The 20,386-nt window shown below is 70.0% G+C and carries 21 protein-coding genes; 13 read left to right on the top strand and 8 right to left on the bottom strand.

Going from position 1 to position 20,386, the window contains the following annotated elements:
* Positions 1-32 precede the first annotated feature (32 nt).
* The 4 genes from sigE to tatB all read left to right on the top strand — a co-directional run bounded on the left by sigE (position 33) and on the right by tatB (position 3,356).
* Complete coding sequence (gene sigE, locus NF20_RS13105; protein ID WP_003875522.1) at positions 33-788, top strand: RNA polymerase sigma factor SigE; 756 nt, start codon at positions 33-35, stop codon at positions 786-788.
* Between the two features lie 137 nt (positions 789-925).
* A complete protein-coding gene (rseA, locus tag NF20_RS13100; protein ID WP_033711632.1) occupies positions 926-1,306 on the top strand; it encodes an anti-sigma E factor RseA in 381 nt (126 codons plus the stop codon).
* 140 nt (positions 1,307-1,446) lie between these two features.
* On the top strand, positions 1,447-2,961 hold the full coding sequence (locus NF20_RS13095) for a S1C family serine protease (RefSeq protein ID WP_011724091.1): 1,515 nt from the start codon (positions 1,447-1,449) through the stop codon (positions 2,959-2,961).
* A complete protein-coding gene (gene tatB / locus NF20_RS13090; protein WP_011724092.1) occupies positions 2,961-3,356 on the top strand; it encodes a Sec-independent protein translocase protein TatB in 396 nt (131 codons plus the stop codon). Before NF20_RS13095 ends, tatB begins: the two co-directional genes overlap by 1 nt.
* A gap of 4 nt (positions 3,357-3,360) precedes the next feature.
* Here the strand turns inward: tatB and NF20_RS13085 are convergent, their stop codons facing one another.
* The 5 genes from NF20_RS13085 to NF20_RS13065 all read right to left on the bottom strand — a co-directional run bounded on the left by NF20_RS13085 (position 3,361) and on the right by NF20_RS13065 (position 8,443).
* Positions 3,361-4,518, bottom strand: coding sequence for an Mrp/NBP35 family ATP-binding protein (locus NF20_RS13085; RefSeq protein WP_155947441.1), 1,158 nt, complete (start codon positions 4,516-4,518; stop codon positions 3,361-3,363).
* Positions 4,519-4,574: 56 nt separating this feature from the next.
* Positions 4,575-5,858, bottom strand: coding sequence for a lytic transglycosylase domain-containing protein (locus tag NF20_RS13080; RefSeq protein ID WP_255343460.1), 1,284 nt, complete (start codon positions 5,856-5,858; stop codon positions 4,575-4,577).
* 106 nt (positions 5,859-5,964) lie between these two features.
* Positions 5,965-6,507 carry a DUF1003 domain-containing protein gene (locus tag NF20_RS13075; protein WP_011724094.1) on the bottom strand — a complete coding sequence of 181 codons (543 nt, stop codon included), beginning with the start codon at positions 6,505-6,507 and terminating at the stop codon, positions 5,965-5,967.
* Positions 6,504-7,811: a magnesium transporter MgtE N-terminal domain-containing protein gene (locus NF20_RS13070; RefSeq protein ID WP_009975580.1), complete on the bottom strand. Its 1,308-nt coding sequence runs from the start codon at positions 7,809-7,811 to the stop codon at positions 6,504-6,506. The genes NF20_RS13075 and NF20_RS13070 overlap by 4 nt, the downstream gene beginning before the upstream one ends.
* 44 nt (positions 7,812-7,855) lie before the next feature.
* On the bottom strand, positions 7,856-8,443 hold the full coding sequence (locus tag NF20_RS13065; protein ID WP_033711633.1) for a DUF4190 domain-containing protein: 588 nt from the start codon (positions 8,441-8,443) through the stop codon (positions 7,856-7,858).
* A gap of 165 nt (positions 8,444-8,608) precedes the next feature.
* Between NF20_RS13065 and NF20_RS13060 the strand changes: the two genes are divergently transcribed.
* The 6 genes from NF20_RS13060 to NF20_RS13035 are packed head-to-tail and all read left to right on the top strand — an operon-like array spanning position 8,609 to position 14,104.
* On the top strand, positions 8,609-9,133 hold the full coding sequence (locus NF20_RS13060; RefSeq protein WP_003875531.1) for a general stress protein: 525 nt from the start codon (positions 8,609-8,611) through the stop codon (positions 9,131-9,133).
* A 24-nt stretch (positions 9,134-9,157) separates the two neighbouring features.
* The gene (locus tag NF20_RS13055; protein ID WP_023865428.1) at positions 9,158-10,570 is read left to right on the top strand and encodes an extracellular solute-binding protein; all 1,413 of its coding nucleotides are present in this window, start codon (positions 9,158-9,160) and stop codon (positions 10,568-10,570) included.
* Positions 10,571-10,623: 53 nt separating this feature from the next.
* Positions 10,624-11,502 carry a carbohydrate ABC transporter permease gene (locus tag NF20_RS13050; RefSeq protein ID WP_033711616.1) on the top strand — a complete coding sequence of 293 codons (879 nt, stop codon included), beginning with the start codon at positions 10,624-10,626 and terminating at the stop codon, positions 11,500-11,502.
* Positions 11,492-12,331, top strand: coding sequence for a carbohydrate ABC transporter permease (locus NF20_RS13045; RefSeq protein ID WP_033711634.1), 840 nt, complete (start codon positions 11,492-11,494; stop codon positions 12,329-12,331). Before NF20_RS13050 ends, NF20_RS13045 begins: the two co-directional genes overlap by 11 nt.
* Positions 12,332-12,335: 4 nt before the next feature.
* Positions 12,336-13,514, top strand: coding sequence for an ABC transporter ATP-binding protein (locus NF20_RS13040; RefSeq protein ID WP_009975588.1), 1,179 nt, complete (start codon positions 12,336-12,338; stop codon positions 13,512-13,514).
* Positions 13,511-14,104: a suppressor of fused domain protein gene (locus tag NF20_RS13035; protein WP_033711617.1), complete on the top strand. Its 594-nt coding sequence runs from the start codon at positions 13,511-13,513 to the stop codon at positions 14,102-14,104. Before NF20_RS13040 ends, NF20_RS13035 begins: the two co-directional genes overlap by 4 nt.
* 38 nt (positions 14,105-14,142) lie before the next feature.
* Here the strand turns inward: NF20_RS13035 and corA are convergent, their stop codons facing one another.
* Positions 14,143-15,243, bottom strand: a complete 1,101-nt coding sequence (gene corA / locus NF20_RS13030) for a magnesium/cobalt transporter CorA (RefSeq protein WP_024636856.1) — start codon at positions 15,241-15,243, stop codon at positions 14,143-14,145.
* Positions 15,244-15,432: 189 nt separating this feature from the next.
* Here corA and NF20_RS13025 point away from each other — a divergent pair, with 189 nt between their 5' ends.
* From NF20_RS13025 to NF20_RS13015, 3 genes are read left to right on the top strand one after another with little or no spacing between them, the layout of a single operon-like run.
* Positions 15,433-16,422, top strand: coding sequence for a malate dehydrogenase (locus NF20_RS13025; RefSeq protein WP_009975594.1), 990 nt, complete (start codon positions 15,433-15,435; stop codon positions 16,420-16,422).
* Positions 16,423-16,474: 52 nt separating this feature from the next.
* Positions 16,475-17,677 carry an NAD(P)-dependent malic enzyme gene (locus NF20_RS13020; RefSeq protein WP_033711618.1) on the top strand — a complete coding sequence of 401 codons (1,203 nt, stop codon included), beginning with the start codon at positions 16,475-16,477 and terminating at the stop codon, positions 17,675-17,677.
* The gene (locus NF20_RS13015; protein ID WP_033711619.1) at positions 17,674-18,543 is read left to right on the top strand and encodes a glycine betaine ABC transporter substrate-binding protein; all 870 of its coding nucleotides are present in this window, start codon (positions 17,674-17,676) and stop codon (positions 18,541-18,543) included. The genes NF20_RS13020 and NF20_RS13015 overlap by 4 nt, the downstream gene beginning before the upstream one ends.
* On the opposite strand, the gene NF20_RS13010 is transcribed toward NF20_RS13015, so the two are convergent.
* Positions 18,540-19,391 carry an SDR family NAD(P)-dependent oxidoreductase gene (locus NF20_RS13010; protein ID WP_019733826.1) on the bottom strand — a complete coding sequence of 284 codons (852 nt, stop codon included), beginning with the start codon at positions 19,389-19,391 and terminating at the stop codon, positions 18,540-18,542. The two genes, NF20_RS13015 and NF20_RS13010, sit on opposite strands and share 4 nt — an antisense overlap.
* Before the next feature lie 76 nt (positions 19,392-19,467).
* On the bottom strand, positions 19,468-20,292 hold the full coding sequence (locus NF20_RS13005; RefSeq protein ID WP_003875543.1) for an SDR family NAD(P)-dependent oxidoreductase: 825 nt from the start codon (positions 20,290-20,292) through the stop codon (positions 19,468-19,470).
* Between the last annotated feature and the right edge of the window lie 94 nt (positions 20,293-20,386).

Here is a 20,386-nt window from a genome sequence, read left to right as displayed (position 1 = left end):
CCGCACATACGCCGATACGCGACGGTGTCCGTATGGATCGCGGAGCGCGGGAGACCGGGAATACCGAATGGCAGCTGCCTGTTGCCGCCAATGACGAAATGCCGCTGATCGGCATGCCGAATTCGGAGGAATTGATCATCACCACGCTTTTGAGCCCGTCCAGCATGTCGCACGCGCACGACCCTTCCGCCGACGGGTGGGCGGAGCCGTCCGACGGGCTGCAGGGCACCGCGGTCTTCGATGCGACCGGTGACAAGACGGCCATGCCGTCGTGGGACGAGCTGGTGCGCCAGCACGCCGACCGGGTGTACCGGCTGGCTTACCGGCTTTCCGGCAATCAGCACGACGCCGAGGACCTCACCCAGGAGACCTTCATCCGGGTGTTCCGGTCGGTGCAGAATTACCAGCCGGGAACCTTCGAGGGCTGGCTGCACCGCATCACCACGAACCTGTTCCTGGACATGGTCCGCCGGCGCTCGCGCATCCGGATGGAGGCGCTGCCCGAGGACTACGAGCGGGTGCCCGCCGACGAGCCCAATCCCGAAGAGATCTACCACGATTCGCGGCTCGGCCCCGATCTGCAGGCCGCGCTGGACTCGCTGCCGCCGGAGTTCCGCGCCGCGGTCGTGCTGTGCGACATCGAGGGCCTGTCGTATGAGGAGATCGGCGCGACGCTGGGGGTGAAGCTGGGCACCGTGCGCAGCCGCATCCACCGCGGCCGCCAGGCCCTGCGCGATTACCTGGCCGCGCACCCCGACCACGACGCGCTGCGCGCCTCCTCGGCGTAGTCAGCGCCCGCCCGGCTAACGTTCGGGCAGCTATTCAGCGGCTTTGCGGCCTTGGCCTCGGTATCGGGCGCCCTGTCGCGCTACATTCGAAGAAGGCGAATAAGGCGGCAATAAGAATGAATGGCAAGGAGCTGGCGATGCCCGATCGAGGACATGTGTTCCGCCGCGCGTTCTCCTGGCTGCCCGCACAGTTCGCCTCCCAGAGCGACGCGCCGGTGGGCGCGCCCCGCCAGTTCGGCTCCACCGAGCACCTGTCCGTCGAGGCCATCGCCGCGTTCGTCGACGGCGAGCTGCGGATGAACGCGCACCTGCGGGCCGCGCATCACCTCTCCCAGTGCGCACAGTGCGCCGCCGAGGTCGACGACCAGAGCCGGGCGCGCGCCGCGCTGCGCGACTCGCGCCCGATCCGGATCCCCGCCAACCTGCTCGGGATGCTGGCCGAGATCCCCTACGAGTCGCCCGACGCCCCCGACCGTTTGGCGGACCGCGACGCCCGCGACCGGCGCCGGCGTCCGTAGCGTCGTGCCGTCCCGCGCGTTCCCGGCGGCCACCGGTGCGCCGTGGATACTAGGGTGGACACGGACAACGCCGGTGCCGCGTAAATCGCCCGGTAAAGGCCTGTCTCGAGCGCTCAAATCGAGGATCCAAAAGGGATAACGTGACCTCCGACCCAGGCTACGACCAAGCAAAAGACAGCGCCAACCGGTTGGCGCCGCGCCCCATCTCGCGCCCGCCCGTCGACCCCGCATCGCGCCGGGAGTTCGGTCGGCCCGCCGGGCTGCGGGGATCGTTCGTGGCCGAACGCGTGCGTCCGAAGAAGTACCGGGAGCAGTCGGAGTTCCGGCCGAGCGAGCAGTCGGCCGACCCCGTGCTGCAGGAGGCGTTCAGCCGGCCCGACGGCAGCCCGGAGACGCTGCAGCGCCACCCCGTCGACAGCGGCGCGCTGGCGGCCGAGAAGGACGGGGTGGAGCCCGACCACGCCGACGACCCGTGGCGTGACCCGGGGGCCCCGGCCGCGTTGGGCACGCCGGCGGTGGCGCCGTCGCCGTCGCGGTCCGCGCTAGGCTACGGCGGCAAGCTGGGTGTGCGCGACGTGCTCTTCGGCGGCAAGGTGTCCTACCTGGCGTTGCTGGTTCTGCTGCTGATCGCGCTGGTCATCGGCCTGATCGGCGGTGTGGTCGGGCGCAAGACCGCCGAGGTCGCCGAGGCCTTCACCACGTCGAAGGTGACGCTGTCGACGAACGGCAACGGCGAAGCCCCGGCCGGGCGCTTCGCGAAGGTGGCGGCGGCCACCGCGGGCGCGGTGGTCACCATCGAGTCCAAGAGCGACCAGGAGGGCATGCAGGGCTCGGGCGTCGTCATCGACGGCCGCGGCTACATCGTCACCAACAACCACGTCATCTCCGAGGCGGCGAACAACCCCAGCCAGTTCAAGACCACCGTGGTGTTCAACGACGGCAAGGAGGTGCCCGCCAACCTGGTCGGCCGCGACCCCAAGACCGACCTGGCCGTGCTGAAGGTGGACAACGTCGACAATCTGTCGGTGGCCCGGCTCGGTGACTCCGACAAGGTGCGGGTCGGCGACGAGGTGCTGGCCGCGGGCGCGCCGCTGGGGCTGCGCAGCACCGTGACGCACGGCATCGTCAGCGCCCTGCACCGACCGGTCCCGCTGTCCGGGGAGGGCTCGGACACCGACACGGTGATCGACGCCGTGCAGACCGACGCGTCGATCAACCACGGCAACTCCGGCGGCCCGCTGATCGACATGGATTCCCAGGTGATCGGTATCGACACCGCGGGTAAGTCGTTGTCCGACAGCGCAAGTGGGCTGGGCTTCGCGATCCCCATCAACGAGGCCAAGGAGGTCGCCCAGACCTTGATCAGGGACGGCAAGATCGTGCACCCGACGCTGGGGGTCAGCACCCGCTCGGTGAGCAACGCGATCGCCTCCGGCGCGCAGGTGGCCAACGTGAAGGCGGGCAGCCCCGCGCAGAAGGGCGGCGTCCTGGAGAACGACGTCGTGGTCAAGGTGGGCAACCGCAAGGTCGCCGACGCCGACGAGTTCGTGGTCGCGGTGCGGCAGCTGACCATCGGCCAGGATTCCCCGATCGAGGTGGTGCGCGACGGCCGCCACGTCACCCTGACGGTGAAGCCGGACCCGGACGGCAGCTGATGCTCGGCAGTCTGAGCTGGGAGCACATGCTGGTCCTCGTCGTGGTGGGCCTGGTGGTGCTCGGGCCGGAGCGGCTGCCGGGCGCCATCCGGTGGACGTCGAACGCCCTGCGCCAGGCGCGGGACTACCTCAGCGGTGTGACCACCCAGTTGCGCGAGGACCTCGGGCCCGAGTTCGACGATCTGCGCGTCCCGCTCAGCGAGCTGCAGAAGCTGCGGGGGATGACGCCGCGGGCGGCGCTGACCAAGCACCTGTTGGACGGCGACGATTCGTTCTTGACCGGGGCCTTCGACCGGCCGGTCAACGGCGCCGCGGCCCAGCCGCCGCCCGCCCCGGCGCCGCCGCCCGAGCCGCACCGCCCCGGCCAGACGCCGTTCGACGCCGACGCCACCTGAACCGTCAGCGCCGGGTGGGGTCGAGCCCCAGCGACACGCCGGCCAGTCCGCGCCGGCGCGACGACAGGCTGTCGGCCACCGCGCGCAGCGCCTTGCCCACCGGCGAATCCGGCGCGCTGAGCACCAGCGGGGTACCGGAATCGCCCGCCTCCACCAGCGCGGGGTCCAGCGGGATCTGACCCAGCAGCGGCACCTCGGCGCCGACCGCCCGGGACAGCCGCTCGGCCACCTGCTTGCCGCCGCCCTCGCCGAACACCTGCAGCGTGGAGCCGTCCGGCAGGGTGAGCCCCGACATGTTCTCCACCACACCGACCACCCGCTGGCGGGTCTGCAGCGCGATGCTGCCGGCCCGCTCGGCGACCTCGGCGGCGGCCAGCTGCGGCGTCGTCACCACCAGGATCTCGGCGTTGGGAATCAGCTGGGCGACCGAAATGGCGATGTCACCGGTGCCCGGCGGCAGGTCGAGCAGCAGCACGTCCAGGTCGCCCCAGTAGACGTCGGCCAGGAACTGCTGCAGCGCCCGGTGCAGCATCGGGCCGCGCCACACGACCGGGGTGTTTCCCTGGGTGAACTGGGCGATCGAGATGACCCGCACGTCGTGGGCGATGGGCGGCAGGATCATCGACTCGACCTGGGTGGGCCGGTCGGTGGTGCCCATCATCCGCGGGATGGAATGGCCGTGGATGTCGGCGTCCAGCACGCCGACCGACAGGCCGCGGGCGGCCATCGCCGCGGCCAGGTTGACGGTGACGGTGGACTTTCCCACCCCGCCCTTGCCGGACGCGACGGCGTAGACCCGGGTCAGCGAATTCGGTTGCGCGAACGGGATAACCGGCTCGCGGGCATCGCCGCGCAGCTGCTTGCGCAGCTCGGTGCGCTGCTCGTCGCTCATCACGTCCAGGGTGACCTTGACCGCGCCGGTGCCCGGGACGTCGGCGACCGCCCGGGTCACCCGGTCGCTGATCTCGGTCTTCTTCGGGCACGCGGCGGTGGTCAGGTAGATCGCGACATGCACCGCGCCGTCGGGCTCGGTGTCGATGCTCTTGACCATCCCGAGTTCGGTGATCGGACGCCGCAGTTCGGGGTCGATCACCTTGCCCAGGGCGGCGCGGACGGCGGCGCTCAGGTCGGCTGCTGAGTCGGAGGAGTCATGGCGGGACATCACCGCCGAGTGTAGGCGGGTGGCCGGGTGCTGTCGGGAGGCGACCCTGCGGCCGGCTAGGCCGGGCCGGCTTCTTCGGCGCGTTCGGCGCGGGCCGGCCGACTTGGGCGACGGCGCTTGCGGTGCGGCTCCGGCCGGGGCGCCGCCGCGGCTTGCGGTGCCGCTCCGGCCGGGGGCGCCGGGACGGGTCCGGCATCCGGGGGCGGCGGCCCGAACGGGGGCGGGCCGGCCGGCGGGGGGCCCTGCGAGCTGATGCAGATCACCGTGCACCCGGGAACCTGGGTCGGCGCCTGCTGCGGGGTGGGCGTCATCCACGGGAACATCGGCTGCGGGCTGCCGAGCGCGGGGCTGCTCAGGTCGATCAGCGGCACTCGGGCCAGCGGGTCGTCCAGCGGCAGGCCGTTGATGTTCATCGGCAGGTTGGGCCCGAGCCCTTCGGGGTGCTCGAGGTGCGCATCGCCCAGCGGCGGCGGCGGCCCGGTCATCGGCGGCAGGTCGACCGGGACGACGCCGGTCGCATAGGCCGCCGCCCAGCCCAGCACGTTCTGCGCGTAGGGCATCGAGTTGTTGTAGCGCAGGATCGCGGTCAGCACCTGCGACTGGTCACGCAGGTTGAGCCCGCCGCTGCACAGGTAGCGCGCGGCCGCCAGGGTGGAGTCGAACAGGTTCTGCGGGTCGGCCACGCCGTCGCCCTTGCCGTCGGAGGCGTAGCGCGCCCAGGTGCCCGGCAGGAACTGCATCGGCCCCATGGCGCGCGCGTAGGTGACCCGGTTGCCGGCGGCGCTTTGGATGATGACCTCGTTGCCGGGCAGGGTGCCGTCCAGCGACGGGCCGTAGATCGGGGTGATCGCGGTGCCGCGCGCGTCGACCGCGCCGCCGCCCGCGTGGCCCGATTCGATGCGCCCGATCCCGGCCAGCAGGTTCCAGCTCACGCCGCAGCCCGGGGCGGCGACGGCCATCTTCTGCTCCGCATTGCGGTAGGCGGCCAGCGCGATGCTCGGAATGCCAAGCGCCCCAGGCGCGTTGACGATCGCGGCCGGCGGCGGGGCGGACAGTGCCGGCTCGGCGACGTGAAAGGCGGTGGGGCCGCGGTCGATCGCGACGACGGCGGGACCGGTGAGGTCGGGGAAGGTCGGCGAGACGGCGGCCACCGGGGTGACGGCGGCGTGGACCGGGGGCGTTCGCACCGGCAGCGATGGGCCCGTCGCGCTGACCGCACCCGCGAAGACCAAGGGAGTGATCATGGCGATGCCGAATATCGGCTTGCGCGTGTTCCGAAGTGCTCGCTGCCGCACAGTCGCGGCGGCCGGGTCTGCACCCCGGCTTCCCCCTATGCGCACTCGACCGTCCTAGGTGTGAGCTGGGCGTTACTTTCTGTTAGCTCGGTGAACCAGATCACCATACATAACTCTTGTGACGCGAGTGGCGCAATGGTTTGACCGGTTCTCACCTGGATTTCTTAGCCGTCTGCTCCCGGTTGTCGGCGCCGGAAACCGGCTCGCCGTCGGCGCTTTGGGGCCGCAGCTCGGCGAGCAGTTCACGCAGGTCGTCGAGCTCGTGGCGCAGGTACTCCCGCGTCACCACCTCGCCGACGGCCAGCCGCACCGCGGCCAGCTCGCGGGCCAGGTACTCGGTGTCGGCCTTGGTCTGGGCAGCGCGACGGCGGTCCTCTTCGAGCGCCACCCGGTCGCGGTTCTCCTGCCGGTTCTGCGCCAACAGGATCAGCGGCGCCGCGTAGGCGGCCTGGGTGGAGAACGCCAGGTTCAGCAGGATGAACGGATAGGGATCCCAGCGCAGTCGCACCGCGAACACGTTCACCACGATCCACACCGCCACCACGATGGTCTGCAGCAACAGGTACCGGCCGGTGCCGAAGAAGCGCGCGATCGACTCGGTGATCTGCCCGACGGTCTCGGGATCCAGCCGCGGCGAGTACCGGCGCGATGTCCGCGGCGTGTACAGCCGGCGCACAGCCGTGGATTTGCTCACCCGGATCCTCCCAGTCCCTCGAGCCGGCCGGCGGTGTCGAGTTCCTGCATGTCCACCCGCCAGTCCGGCGGCAGCAGGTGATCGAGCAGGTCGTCCACGGTCACCGCGCCCAGCAGGTGGTTCTCGTCGTCGACCACGGGGCCGCACACCAGGTTGTATGCGGCCAGGTAGCGGGTCACCGCGACCAGCGGCGTCTCCGGCCGCAGCGTCAGCAGGTCGCTGTCGACGATCCCGCCGACCAGCTCCGCCGGCGCCTCGCGCAGCAGCCGCTGCAACGGCACACAGCCCAGATAGCGGCCGGTGGGCGTGGCCGTGGGCGGGCGCACCACGAACACCATGGACGACAGCGCGGCGGTCAGATCGGGATCGCGGGCCCGGGCCAGCGCCTCGGCGACCGCGGTGTCCGGGGTGAGCACCACCGGGTTGGAGGTCATCAGGCCGCCCGCGGTGTCGGGGGAGTGGGTGAGTAGGCGGCGCACCGAGGCCGAATCGCCGGGGTCCATCCGTTTCAGCAGCATCTCGGCGTCGGTCGGATTGAGCACCCCGAGCAGGTCGGCGGCGTCGTCGGGATCCATCTCCTCGAGCACGTCGGCCGACCGTTCGGTCCCCAGCTGCGAGAGCACCTCGGCCTGGTCGAGTTCGGGCAGCTCCTGCAGGATGTCGGCCAGCCGGTCGTCGTTGAGCGCCTTGAGCACCTCGTAGCGGCGCTTGGGCGGGAGTCCGCGGATGGCGTCGGCGACGTCGACCGGCTTGCGGCCCTCGAACTGTTCGAGCAGCTGCGCGACGGCCTGGCCGGGCAGCGCCAGCGCCGACGGGGTCAGGCCCTGCACGTTGCGCCAGTCCACCACGTGCACCGGGCCGCGCCGGCGCAGCCGTCGCTGCGGGCGCACCGCGACCCGGGTGACCATCCAGTCCCGCGTCCGGGTCTGCTCGATGCCCAGGTCGGTCACGACCACGTCGACACCGGCCAGCTCCGGCAGTTCGGGGTCGTTGACCTTGACCACGGTGTCGAGCACCTGACCTATGGCCAGCACCTCGCCGGGCCGCTGCTCGAAATGGCGCAGCGACACGCTGCCGGTGCTCAGCGTGACGGCGTTGGGGTCGATGGCGGCCACCCGCAGGATCGGGATGAAGATGCTGCGCCGCGTCGCCAGGTCGACGACCAGCCCCAGCACCCGCGGTTGCTGGCGGACGATGCTGATGCTGATCACCACGTCGCGGACCCGGCCGACGGATTCGCCGAGCGGGCCCAGCACCAGCATCCGCGCCAGCCGCGCGATGTACACCCTGTTGACCGATCCCATGGCAGTAGAGCCTAGGCAGCCGCCGGTTCGATGGCCGAGCGCACCTAGTGGGTGTGCAAGGCGAACAGCACGACCACCAAAGTCACCACCAGGGTGGCGATTCCGATGACGATGCCGGCGACGGCCAGGCCGAAGCCGTCCTGCCGGGTCCGCTTGATCTGGTCCAGGGCGATCGCGCCCAGCACGATGGCCACGACCGAGCCGATCCCGCACAGCAGGCCGGTGAACGACGCGATCAGCGAGGCGATCGCCAAACCGTTGGTCCCGGGCTGCCCGCCGAGCAGCGGCGGGTAGCCACCGTAATCCGGACCGGGGTAGTAGCCACCCGGGTATCCGGGCGGTCCGTAGCCCGGCGGGGGCGGCGGCCCGTACCCGGGCGGGGGCGGCGGAACGGGGGAGGCCACCGGCGGCGGGTACGGGGGCGGATAGCCGGGTGGGTAGTCGGCCGGATAGCCCGGCGGTGGGTAGGGCGGGGGTGCGGAGCCGGCGGGCGGTTCCCACGGGGCCGGCTGGGCGTGCGGCGCCGAGGTTGCGTCGTCGTTGGGCTTGTCGCCGTGGGCCTTGTTGCCGTGGTGGTCGCCGTGGTGGTCGTGTTGGGCGCTCTCGCCGAAGCCGCCGCCGGGAGCCGTCATGGTGTTCAACCTAACCCATCCGCGACCGGCGGTTGCGGCGCCGAAGCCCGGCGCGCGGCGCGCGGTGTTTCCGCAGGTGGCATCCGTTGGCCGGCTGGACCGGCTGGATAGGCTGGGGAGGACCTGAGATGAAACGACGGTCGAGGCGGAGGAGAATGAGCGGCGATGACTAGTCCTTTCCAGCCCGGGCAGGTTCCCGGCGCGCCACCCCCCGGCGCGGGCGGTCGCCGCGGCGTGCCCGGTCTGCCGACACCGCCCCGGGGCTGGCCCGTCGGCTCCTATCCCACCTACGCCGAGGCGCAGCGTGCCGTCGACTACCTGTCCGACCAGCAGTTCCCGGTCCAGCAGGTCACCATCGTCGGGGTCGACCTGATGCAGGTGGAACGGGTGACCGGCCGGCTGACCTGGCCCAAGGTGCTCGGCGGTGGCGTGCTGAGCGGGGCATGGCTGGGTTTGTTCATCGGGCTGGTGCTCGGATTCTTCAGCCCCAACCCGTGGGGGGCGCTGGCCACCGGTCTGGTCGCCGGTGTGTTCTTCGGGTTGATCACCTCCGCCGTTCCTTACTCGATGGCCCGTGGCACAAGGGATTTCAGCTCGACCATGCAGCTGGTGGCGGGCCGCTACGACGTGCTCTGCGATCCGCAGAATGCGGAGAAGGCGCGGGACCTATTGGCGCGCTTGGCGATTTGAGGCGCGCACGAGAGGTGTGAACAAGTGGTGATCGGTCGTGGGCGCGTACGCCGGGCAGGCGCGGTCGCGCTGGCGACACTCACCATCGCCGCGGCGTCGTCGGCGTGCGCCGCCGGGCCGCGCGGGCTGGTGATCAGCTTCTACACCACGGCCACCGACGGCGCCACGTTCGCCGCGATCGCCCAGGATTGCACCAGGCAGTTCGGCGGCCGCTTCGCCATTCAACAGATCAGCCTGCCCCGGGCCCCGGGCGAGCAGCGGTTGCAGCTGGCCCGTCGGCTGACCGGTCGCGACCGCACGCTGGACATCATGTCGCTGGACGTGGTGTGGACCGCGGAGTTCGCCGAGGCGGGCTGGGCGCTGCCGTTGTCCGACGACCCCGCGGGCCGCGCCGAAGCCGACGCGACCGTGGACACCCTGCCCGGCCCGCTGTCCACCGCGCGCTGGCACGACAGGCTGTTCGCCGCGCCCGTCACGACGAACACCCAATTGCTGTGGTACCGGCCGGATTTGGTGCCTCAGCCACCGCGGACCTGGGACGCCGTGGTGACCGAGGCGGCCCGGCTGCACGCCGCGGGCCAGCCCAGCTGGATCGCGGTGCAGGCCAACGAGGGCGAAGGCCTGGTGGTCTGGTTCAACACGTTGCTGGCCAGCGGCGGCGGGCGGGTGCTCTCCGAGGACGGCCGCCGCGTCACGCTGACCGACACCCCGGCGCACCGGGCGGCCACCGTCAACGCGCTGCGCATCCTCAAGTCGGTGGCGACCGCCCCCGGCGCCGATCCCTCGATCACCCGCACCGACGAGGGCACCGCGCGGCTGGCCGTCGAACAGGGCCGCGCCGCCCTGGCCGTCAACTGGCCCTACGCGCTGGCCTCGATGCTGGACAACGCGGTGAAGGGCGGCGTGCCCTTCCTGCCGCTGAACCGGGACCCGAGGTTGGCCGGCAGCATCAACGACGTCGGCATCTTCGTGCCCACCGACGAGCAATACCGCATCGCCTACCAGGCCAGCCAGAAGGTCTTCGGCTTCGCGCCGTATCCCGGTGCGGCGCCGGGCCTTCCGGCCAAGGTGACCATCGGCGGGGCCAACCTGGCGGTGGCCAGCACCACCCGCCACCGGGCCGAGGCGTTCGAAGCCATCCGCTGCGTGCGCAGCCTGCAGCATCAGAAGTATGTGGCGATCCAGGGCGGCCTGCCGCCGGTGCGCACCTCGCTGTACTCCGACCCGCAGTTCCAGACCAAGTACCCGATGTACACCATCATCCGCCGCCAGCTCACCGACGCCGCGGTGCGACCGGCCACGCCCGTCTATCAGACGGTGTCCATCCGGCTCGCCGCGACGCTGAGCCCGATCACCGGGATCGACCCGGAGCGCACCGCCGACCAGCTCAGCGTCGAGGTGCAAAAGGCCGTCGACGGGAAGGGGCTGCTGCCGTGACGGCCACCCTCGGCGAAACACGCCCTACCCCAACGTCTTCCGTCGCGCCGAGCGTGCTGGGCCGGACATCCGAACAGCGGCTGGCGCTTGTGCTGGTTGCGCCGGCGGCGATTCTGATGCTGGCGGTGACGGCCTACCCGATCGGCTATGCGGTGTGGTTGAGCTTGCAGCGCAACAACCTTGCGGCTCCGCACGACACCGCGTTCGTCGGCCTGAGCAATTACGCGACCATCCTCAGCGACCGGTATTGGTGGACCGCGCTGGCGGTGACGCTGGGCATCACCGTGGTCTCGGTGTCCGCCGAATTCGTGCTGGGCCTGGCGCTGGCGCTGGTGATGCACCGCACCCTGGTCGGCAAGGGCCTGGTGCGCACCGCGGTGCTGATCCCGTACGGCATCGTCACCGCGGTCGCGTCCTACAGCTGGTACTACGCCTGGACGCCCGGGACCGGCTATCTGGCCAACCTGCTGCCGCACGGCAGCGCCCCGCTGACCGCCCAGATCCCGTCGCTGGCAATCGTCGTGCTCGCCGAGGTCTGGAAGACGACGCCGTTCATGTCGCTGCTGCTGCTGGCCGGTCTGGCGCTGGTGCCTGAGGACCTGCTCAAGGCGGCCCAGGTGGACGGCGCCGGCGCCTGGCGGCGGTTGACCCGCGTCACCCTGCCGATCATCAAGCCGGCGGTGGTGGTCGCGCTGTTGTTCCGAACCCTGGACGCCTTCCGGATTTTCGACAACATCTACGTTTTGACCAACGGCGCCAACAACACCGGTTCGGTGTCGATGCTGGGCTACGACAACCTGTTCAAGGGTTTCAACGTGGGGCTGGGCTCGGCGATCAGCGTGCTGATCTTCGGATGCGTGGGCCTGATCGCGCTGGTTTTCGTCAAGGTCTTCGGTGCGGCAGCCCCCGGTGGTGACGTCCATGGCCGTTAACCGAACCGCCGCGCGTCGCACAGTGCTCTGGGCCGTGATCGACACGCTGGTGGTGGTGTATGCGCTGCTTCCGGTGTTGTGGATCTTCAGCCTGTCGCTGAAGCCGACGTCAACGGTCAAGGACGGCAAGCTGATTCCGTCGGCGATATCGCTGGAAAACTATCGCGGCATCTTCCGCGGCGACTTCTTCAGCTCGGCGCTGATCAACTCCGTCGGGATCGGGCTGATCACCACCGCGGTCGCGGTGCTGCTCGGCGCCATGGCCGCCTACGCCGTGGCCCGGCTGGACTTTCCCGGCAAGCGGCTGCTGATCGGGGCCACCCTGCTGATCACCATGTTCCCGGCGATCTCGCTGGTCACGCCGCTGTTCAACATCGAACGCTTCCTCGGCCTGTTCGACACCTGGCCGGGGTTGATCCTGCCGTACATCACCTTTGCGCTGCCGCTGGCGATCTACACGTTGTCGGCGTTCTTCCGGGAGATCCCATGGGATTTGGAGAAGGCGGCGAAAATCGACGGCGCCACGCCGGCGCAGGCGTTCCGGAAGGTGATCGTGCCGCTGGCGGCGCCGGGCGTGGTGACCGCGGCGATCCTGGTGTTCATCTTCGCCTGGAACGATCTGCTGCTGGCGCTGACAATGACCGCCACCAAGGCGGCCATCACCGCGCCGGTGGCGATCGTGAGCTTCAGCGGCAGTTCACAGTTCGAGGAGCCGACCGGATCGATCGCGGCCGGGGCCGTGGTGATCACCGTCCCCGTCATCTTGTTTGTTCTAATCTTCCAACGACGGATCGTCGCCGGGCTGACCTCTGGCGCTGTGAAGGGATGACTCGATGGCCGAGATTGTGCTGGACCATGTCAGCAAGAGCTACCCGGACGGCGCGACGGCGGTGCGCGACCTCAACCTCACCATCGCCGACGGCGAATTCCTGATCCTGGTCGGCCCGTCCGGCTGCGGCAAGACCACGACCTTGAATATGATTGCCGGGCTTGAAGATATCTCATCCGGCGAGCTGCGCATCGGCGGCGAACGGGTGAACGAGAAGGCGCCCAAGGACCGCGATATCGCCATGGTGTTCCAGTCCTATGCGCTGTACCCGCACATGACGGTGCGCCAAAACATCGCGTTTCCGTTGACACTGGCCAAGATGAAGAAGCCCGAGATCGCCCAGAAGGTCGCCGAGACGGCCAAAATCCTTGACCTGACCGACTTTCTGGACCGCAAGCCGTCGCAGCTGTCCGGCGGGCAGCGGCAGCGGGTGGCGATGGGCCGGGCCATCGTGCGGCACCCGAAGGCGTTCCTGATGGACGAGCCGCTGTCCAACCTGGACGCCAAACTGCGGGTGCAGATGCGCGGCGAGATCGCCCGGCTGCAGAAGCGGCTGGGCACCACCACGGTCTACGTCACCCACGACCAGACCGAGGCTATGACCCTGGGTGACCGCGTGGTGGTGATGCATTCCGGTGTGGCACAACAGATCGGCACCCCCGACGAGCTGTACGAGAACCCGGCCAACCTGTTCGTCGCCGGCTTCATCGGCTCGCCGGCGATGAATTTCTTCCCCGCCACGCTGACGCCGATCGGGCTGAAGCTGCCCTTCGGCGAGGTGATGCTGACACCGGAAATTCAACAGGTGATCGCCGAGCATCCCGAGCCGGACAACATCATCGTCGGCGCGCGACCCGAACACCTGTCCGACGCCGCGCTGATCGACGGCTACCAGCGGATCAGGGCGCTGACCTTCGAGGTAAAGGTCGACATGGTCGAGTCGCTGGGCGCCGACAAGTACGTGTACTTCTCGACCGCGGCGTGGGCCGCGCACTCGACCCAGTTGGACGAACTGGCCGCCGAGGCGGATGCGCACGAAAACCAGTTCGTGGCAAGGGTTCCCGCCGAATCCAAAGCGGCCATCGGCCAGACGGTCGAGTTGGCGCTGGACACGACGAAGCTGATGGTCTTCGACGCCGACTCCGGGGTGAACCTGACCGTCGCGCCGTCCGGCTCGCCGTGAGCCAGGCCCTGGAGCCGGTGCGCGCGCACGTGCGGGCGCACTTCGGCGGCGACGAGCCAGATTCGGCCAGCGTGACATTCCTGGGTACCGAAACCATCGAGGTGCTGCGGTTCCGCACGGCCGACGGGCTGGTGCACTACGTCTCGCTGGGCTGCTCGCGTCATCCGATGACCGAACCGACGGCCGAGATCGCCGACCCGGTGCGCGGACCGCGCGCCGAGATCGTGCTGCGGCTACGCGATCCCGGCCCCGTCACCGGCATCGCAAAGAGCCTGGCGATCCTGGCGGCATCCCCGGCCGTCGAGGGCGCGGTGCTGGTCGCCGGCGCGCTGATCGACCTGGGCTCGCCGCTGTGGGCGTCGCCGTCGGCCCGGGTGCCGTTCACGGCAGTGCTGTTGGGCCGCAGCGATATTCCCGATCTGCCGCTGCCGCCGCCGCGCGACCCGGTGCAATTCCTGTCGGCGACCCCCATCACCGCCACGGAAGCGGCGTGGGTGCGGCTGAAGGGCGCGGAGGCGATGCGGCAGGCGTGGGACAACGACGGCGTCGACGTGCTGGACCCGAATCGCCCTGCCGCCCAGCCGGATTGACGTCTGCTCGCGGGGGAACTCGCGGGAAAAAGCGAGCGCTAGAGCCAGTTGCGGTTGCGGAACTGGAAGTACAGCACCAGGCAGACGACGGCCATGCCCGCCATCACCGCCGGGTATCCCCAGGTCCAGTTGAGCTCGGGCATGAAATGGAAGTTCATCCCGTAAATGGCGGCGATCATGGTCGGCACCGCCAGGATGCCGGCCCAGGCCGCCATCTTGCGCATGTCGTTGTTCTGCTGCATCCCCACCCGGGCCAGGGCCGCCTGGATCAGCGAGTTGAGCATGTCGTCGTAGCTGGCGATCTGGTCGGCGGCCTCGGAGTGGTGATCGGCGACGTCGCGCAGATAGCGGCGCACCTCCTTGGAGATCACGTCCTTGTTCTCGGTCTGGATCCGGTGAAACGCCGACGACAGCGGGTTGACGCAGCGGCGCAGTTCGACGACCTCGCGCTTGAGCAGATAGATCGGTTCGACGTCGATCTTGCTGCCCGGGGCGAACGCCAACCCCTCGATGCTGTCGATGTCGGCGAGCATCAAGCTGCTCACCTCGAGATAGTGGTCCACCACGTGGTCGGCGATCGCGTGCATCACAGCGAACGGGCCCAGCCGCATCTGCTCGGGGTCGCCGTCCATCCGCTTGCGCACCTCGGACAGCCCGCCGTGTTCGCCGTGCCGGACGGTCACCACGAAATCGCGGCCGACGAACACCATGATCTCGCCGGTCTCGACGATCTCGCGGGCCAGCACCACCGATTCGTGCGGCACGTAGTTGACGGTCTTGAGCACCAGAAACAGTGTGTCGTCGTAGCGCTCCACCTTGGGCCGCTGATGGGCGCACACGGCGTCCTCGACGGCCAGCGCGTGCAGCCCGAAAACGTCTGCCACTTCCTGCATTTCGGCCTGGTTCGGTTCGCGCAGGCCCACCCAGACGAATCCCTCGCGCCCCTGGGATTCGATCTCGCGGACCTTGTCCAGGGCGTCGGCGTAACCGAACACACCGGGCAGCCGGTTCCCGTCGTCGTACACCGCGCAGTCGACCAGCGTCGCGCGGGCCGGCGGGGCCTCGGGCGCCGGCTGCGGGTGCGGTTGGTGGGCGATGGGCCGAAGCACTTCTGGCAATGCGTCGAATCCCTGGAACACATCCACCTCCCACGCAGCGCAGGTCAGACCAGGCGGTGCTCATGCTACGCGTCCCGGCGCCGGCCGGCGTGACGATCGCGCGGCGGAAAGCCCTGGTAGCGGACCGGAGATCGGCGGCAAAGAAGGGTGCGCTAGTTTCGAGCGGAACCCGAATCTGCACGAACTTCTCCACACAAGGGGTACATCGACGTGAGCGCAAGTCCTCTCAAGGTTGCCGTCACCGGCGCCGCCGGCCAGATCGGCTACAGCCTGTTGTTCCGCCTTGCCAGCGGCTCGTTGCTGGGCCCCGACCGCCCGATCGAACTGCGTCTGCTCGAGATCGAGCCCGCGCTCAAGGCGCTCGAGGGCGTCGTGATGGAACTCGACGACTGCGCCTTCCCGCTGCTGTCCGGCGTCGAGATCGGCGCCGACCCGAACAAGATCTTCGACGGCGCCAACCTCGCGCTGCTGGTCGGCGCGCGGCCGCGCGGCCCGGGCATGGAGCGCAGCGACCTGCTGGAGGCCAACGGCGCGATCTTCACCGCGCAGGGCAAGGCGCTCAACGAGGTGGCCGCCGACGACATCCGCGTCGGCGTGACCGGCAACCCGGCCAACACCAACGCGTTGATCGCGATGAGCAACGCCCCGGACATCCCGCGCGAGCGGTTCTCGGCGCTGACCCGCCTGGACCACAACCGGGCCATCTCGCAGCTGGCCAAAAAGACCGGCGCCAAGGTCACCGACATCACAAAGATGACGATCTGGGGCAACCACTCCGCCACCCAGTACCCCGACATCTTCCACGCCGAGGTCAAGGGTAAGAACGCGGCCGAGGTGGTGGGCGACCAGAACTGGATCGAGAACGACTTCATCCCGACCGTGGCCAAGCGCGGCGCGGCCATCATCGACGCGCGGGGCGCCTCCTCGGCCGCGTCGGCCGCCTCGGCGACCACCGACGCCGCCCGCGACTGGCTGCTGGGCACCCCGGCGGGCGACTGGGTCTCCATGGCCGTCATCTCCGACGGCTCCTACGGCGTGCCGGAGGGGCTGATCTCGTCGTTCCCGGTGACCACCAAGGACGGCGACTGGACCATCGTGCAGGGCCTGGAGATCGACGAGTTCTCCCGCAGCCGGATCGACAAGACCACCGCCGAGCTCGCCGACGAGCGCAACGCGGTGACCCAGCTCGGCCTGATCTAAGACCGACGTGGGCAATTAGGACTACTTATGGGTAGCCCTTACCCTGAAGCGCGTGTCCGAATTGCTTGAATCGATACAGAGTCGCGCCGAGCAGGGCGCGATCACGGACGCCGAGATCTTCGCGGCACACGTCGGCGGCAAGCTGTCGGTCAGCCTGACCTCCCCGCTGGACACCCAGCGCGCGCTGTCGATCGCCTACACCCCGGGCGTGGCGCAGGTCAGCCGGGCGATCGCCGCCGACCACCGTCAAGCGGCGCACTACACCTGGGCCAACCGGCTGGTGGCCGTGGTCAGCGACGGCAGCGCGGTGCTCGGCCTGGGCGACATCGGGCCCGCGGCGTCGCTGCCGGTGATGGAGGGCAAGTGCGCCCTGTTCCAGGCGTACGGCGGGCTGAACGCCATCCCGATCGTGCTGGACACCAAGGATCCCGACGAGATCGTGGAGACCCTGGTGCGGCTGCGCCCCACCTTCGGCGCCGTCAACCTCGAGGACATCTCCGCGCCGCGCTGCTTCGAGATCGAACGCCGACTCATCGAGGCGCTGGACTGCCCGGTGATGCACGACGACCAGCACGGCACCGCGATCGTCGTGCTGGCCGCCCTGATGGGGGCCGGCAAGCTGCTGGGCCGGGACATGAGCTCGCTGAAGGTGGTGGTGTCCGGAGCCGGGGCGGCCGGCGTCGCGTGCACCAATCTCCTTATGGCGATGGGTGTTTCGGACATCACCGTGCTCGACTCGCGGGGAATCCTGCACGCCGGCCGCGACGACATGAACGACGTCAAGGCGGCGTTGGCGCGGCGCACCAACCCGGCCGGCCTGACCGGCAGCCTGGCCGAGGCGATCCGCGGCGCCGACGTGTTCCTGGGGCTGTCGGGGGGTGTGGTGCCCGAGGAGATGATCGCGGCTATGGCGCCCAACGGGATCGTGTTCGCGCTGTCCAACCCCGACCCGGAGATCCATCCGCAGATCGCGGCGAAGTACGCCACCGTGGTGGCCACCGGGCGCAGCGATTTCCCCAACCAGATCAACAACGTGCTGGCGTTCCCCGGGGTGTTCCGCGGCGCGCTGGAGGCCGGTGCCCGCCGGATCACCGAGAAGATGATGGTCGCCGCGGCCGAGGCGATCTTCTCCGTCGTCAGCGACGACCTCGCGCCCGATCGGATCGTGCCCAGCCCGCTGGACACCCGGGTCGGGGACGCGGTCGCCACCGCGGTGGCGCTGGCCACAGAAGTTTCCGACGCTCCCGCCGGGTGAGAATCGGCAGGCTGGTCGCGCCGCTGCTGACCGCCCTACTCGCCGTCACCGGCTGCACGACCGACACCGGCGACCGTCGCGCCCACGCCGAGGTGGTGGTGGGCTCGCGGCCCGACGCCTCCTCGACGCTGCTGGCCGGCATCTACGTCGCCGCGCTGCGGTCCTACGGTTTCGCCGCGCGGCCCGCGACGGCCGGTGACCCGACAGCCCAACTGGATTCGGGCGCGTTCACCGTCGTCCCCGCCTTCACCGGACGGGTGTTGCAGGCGTTGCAGCCCGGCGCGACGGCCATGTCGGACAAGGACGTGTACCGCGCGATGATCGCCGCCCTGCCCGAGGGCATCGTGGCCGGCGACTACACGACGGCCGCCGAGGACAAGCCCGTGTTGCTGGTGAGCCGCTCCACCGCCCAGGCGTGGGGCGGCAGCGACGTCAGCGCGGACCTGAGCACGTTGCCGCGGCACTGCGACAGCCTGGTCGTCGGGGCCGTGGCCGGGCGCCCCGCGCCGCCGGCGGTCGGCAGCTGCCGGTTGGCCGCCCCCCACGAATTCCCGGACGCCGCAACGATGTTCGCCGCCGTGCGGGCGGGGCAGCTGACCGCGGGGTGGACGACGACGGCCGATCCCGGGACGCCCGCCGACCTGGTCGCGCTGGCCGACGGCAAGCCCGCGCTGATCCGGGCCGAGAACGTGGTGCCGCTGTATCGGCGCAACGCGCTCAGCGAGCGGCAGTTGCTGGCGATCAACGAAGTGGCCGGCGTGCTGGACACCGCGGCGCTGGTCGACATGCGCCGGCAGGTGGACACCGGCGCCGATCCGCAGGCGGTGGCCGGCGGCTGGCTGGCCGAACACCCGCTCGGGCGTTAACGCTTGGGCAGCAACCGGGTCACGAACTCCTTGACCCGGCCCATCACCGGACCGGCCAGCAGCCGCTCGTAGTTGGGGCCGGCCGCCCGCACCAGCAGGTCCATGGCCTTGACGTCGGGGCCGACCAGCACCCGGGCCTTGTTGCGGCGCACCCCGTCCAGGATGAGCTGGGCGGCGCGCTGCGGCGTCGTCTTGGCCTGCTGTTCCTCGAACAGGCTGGCCAGCTCGGCGTGGTCGAGGCCCTCGACACCGGTGGCGTTGCGGGCGAACGCGGTTTTGATGCCGCCGGGGTGCACCGTGGTGACCCGGACCGGGTGACCGGCGCGCAGCATCTCTTGATGCAGCGCCTCGGTGAAGCCGCGGACGGCGAACTTGGCCGACACGTAGGCCGCCTGCCCGGGCGCCGAGAACAGGCCGAGCGCGCTGGAGATGTTGATCACGTGTCCGTCGCCGGAGGCGATCAGGTGGGGCAGGAACGCCTTGGTGCCGTTGACCACGCCCCAGAAGTCGACGTCGACCACCCGCTCGATGTCCTTGAACCGGCTGTCCTCGATGGAGCCGATGAACGTGATGCCGGCGTTGTTGTAGATCTGGTTGACCCGGCCGTAATGCTCGTTGACCGCGTCGGCGTAGGCCAGGAACGCCTCGCGCTCGGTCACGTCGAGCCGATCCGCCTTGACCGGCGCGCCGATCGCGGTCAGCTGCTCCGCCGTCTGCGCCAGCCCCGCGGTGTCCACGTCGCTGATCGCCAGCTTGGCCCCGGCCCGGCCCAGCTCCACCGCCAGCGCCTGCCCGATGCCCGATCCGGCGCCGGTGACCACGGCGACCTTGCCGGCGAACCCTTGCATGCCACACTCCCTCGAGCAGGTTTGACCGCTTGACGGTAATCGCTGCCAGCGATGCTGGCTATAGGGGGTCTCGTGATCAGTTGGGCAGCAGCCGGCTCATGACCGGCCCGAACAGCCGCTGGTAGCCCGAACCGGTCAGCCGCACCAGGATGTCGAGCGCCTTGGCGTCCGAGCCGACCAGCACTCGCGCCTTCTTCTTGCGCACCGCGTCCAGGATGATCTGGGCGGCGCGCTGCGGTGTGGTCTTGGCCAGCCGCTTGTCGAACAGCTTGGCCAGCTCGGCCTGGTCCAGGCCCTCGGCCGCGGTGGCGTTGCGGGCGATCGCGGTCTTGATGCCGCCGGGGTGCACGGTCGTCACCGCCACCGGGTGACCGGCCGCGGCCATCTCCTGGCGCAGCGCCTCGGTGAAGCCGCGCACGGCGAACTTGGCCGAGTTGTAGGCCGCCTGGCCCGGCACCGAGAACAGGCCGAACACGCTGGAGACGTTGACGACGTGTCCGTCGCCGGAGGCGATCAGGTGCGGCAGGAACGCCTTGGTGCCGTTGACCACGCCCCAGAAGTCGACGTCCATCACCCGTTCGATGTCCTTGAACTGGCTGACCTCGACGTCGCCGGTGAAGGCGATGCCGGCGTTGTTGTAGATCTGGTTGACCTTGCCGAAGTGCTCCTTGACCGCGTCGGCGTAGGCCAGGAACGCCTCGCGCTCGGTCACGTCGAGCCGATCGGCCTTGTACTGCGCGCCGATCGCCTTCAGCTGTTCCTCGGTGTGGGCCAGGCCTTCGAGGTCGACGTCGCTGATCGCCACCTTGGCGCCCGAGCGGGCCAGCTCGACGGCCAGCGCCTGCCCGATTCCCGATCCCGCGCCGGTGACCACGGCGACCTTGCCGGCGAACCCCTGCATGAGCGGCCTCCCTCGTGTTGGTTCACGTCGAGGCTAGCCGGTACCCGGGGTACCGCTGTCCTCGGGTGCGAACGTCGCCTCCGCCCGCCTCGCC

The organism is Mycobacterium sp. MAC_080597_8934, assembly GCF_000523975.1.
Lineage (GTDB): Bacteria > Actinomycetota > Actinomycetes > Mycobacteriales > Mycobacteriaceae > Mycobacterium > Mycobacterium avium.
Note: the sequence above shows the minus strand (reverse complement) of the source record. Positions and strands in the feature narration are given on the sequence as shown.

What these genes read in the sequence shown, in the direction of transcription:
- sigE (WP_003875522.1), top strand. Translation starts at nt 33, where the DNA reads ATGGATCGCGGAGCGCGGGAGACCGGGAATACCGAATGGCAGCTGCCT.
- rseA (WP_033711632.1), top strand. Translation starts at nt 926, where the DNA reads ATGCCCGATCGAGGACATGTGTTCCGCCGCGCGTTCTCCTGGCTGCCC.
- tatB (WP_011724092.1), top strand. Translation starts at nt 2,961, where the DNA reads ATGCTCGGCAGTCTGAGCTGGGAGCACATGCTGGTCCTCGTCGTGGTG.
- NF20_RS13085 (WP_155947441.1), bottom strand. Translation starts at nt 4,518, where the DNA reads ATGTCCCGCCATGACTCCTCCGACTCAGCAGCCGACCTGAGCGCCGCC.
- NF20_RS13070 (WP_009975580.1), bottom strand. Translation starts at nt 7,811, where the DNA reads ATGGGATCGGTCAACAGGGTGTACATCGCGCGGCTGGCGCGGATGCTG.
- NF20_RS13065 (WP_033711633.1), bottom strand. Translation starts at nt 8,443, where the DNA reads ATGACGGCTCCCGGCGGCGGCTTCGGCGAGAGCGCCCAACACGACCAC.
- NF20_RS13060 (WP_003875531.1), top strand. Translation starts at nt 8,609, where the DNA reads ATGACTAGTCCTTTCCAGCCCGGGCAGGTTCCCGGCGCGCCACCCCCC.
- NF20_RS13045 (WP_033711634.1), top strand. Translation starts at nt 11,492, where the DNA reads ATGGCCGTTAACCGAACCGCCGCGCGTCGCACAGTGCTCTGGGCCGTG.
- NF20_RS13040 (WP_009975588.1), top strand. Translation starts at nt 12,336, where the DNA reads ATGGCCGAGATTGTGCTGGACCATGTCAGCAAGAGCTACCCGGACGGC.
- NF20_RS13010 (WP_019733826.1), bottom strand. Translation starts at nt 19,391, where the DNA reads ATGCAAGGGTTCGCCGGCAAGGTCGCCGTGGTCACCGGCGCCGGATCG.
- NF20_RS13005 (WP_003875543.1), bottom strand. Translation starts at nt 20,292, where the DNA reads ATGCAGGGGTTCGCCGGCAAGGTCGCCGTGGTCACCGGCGCGGGATCG.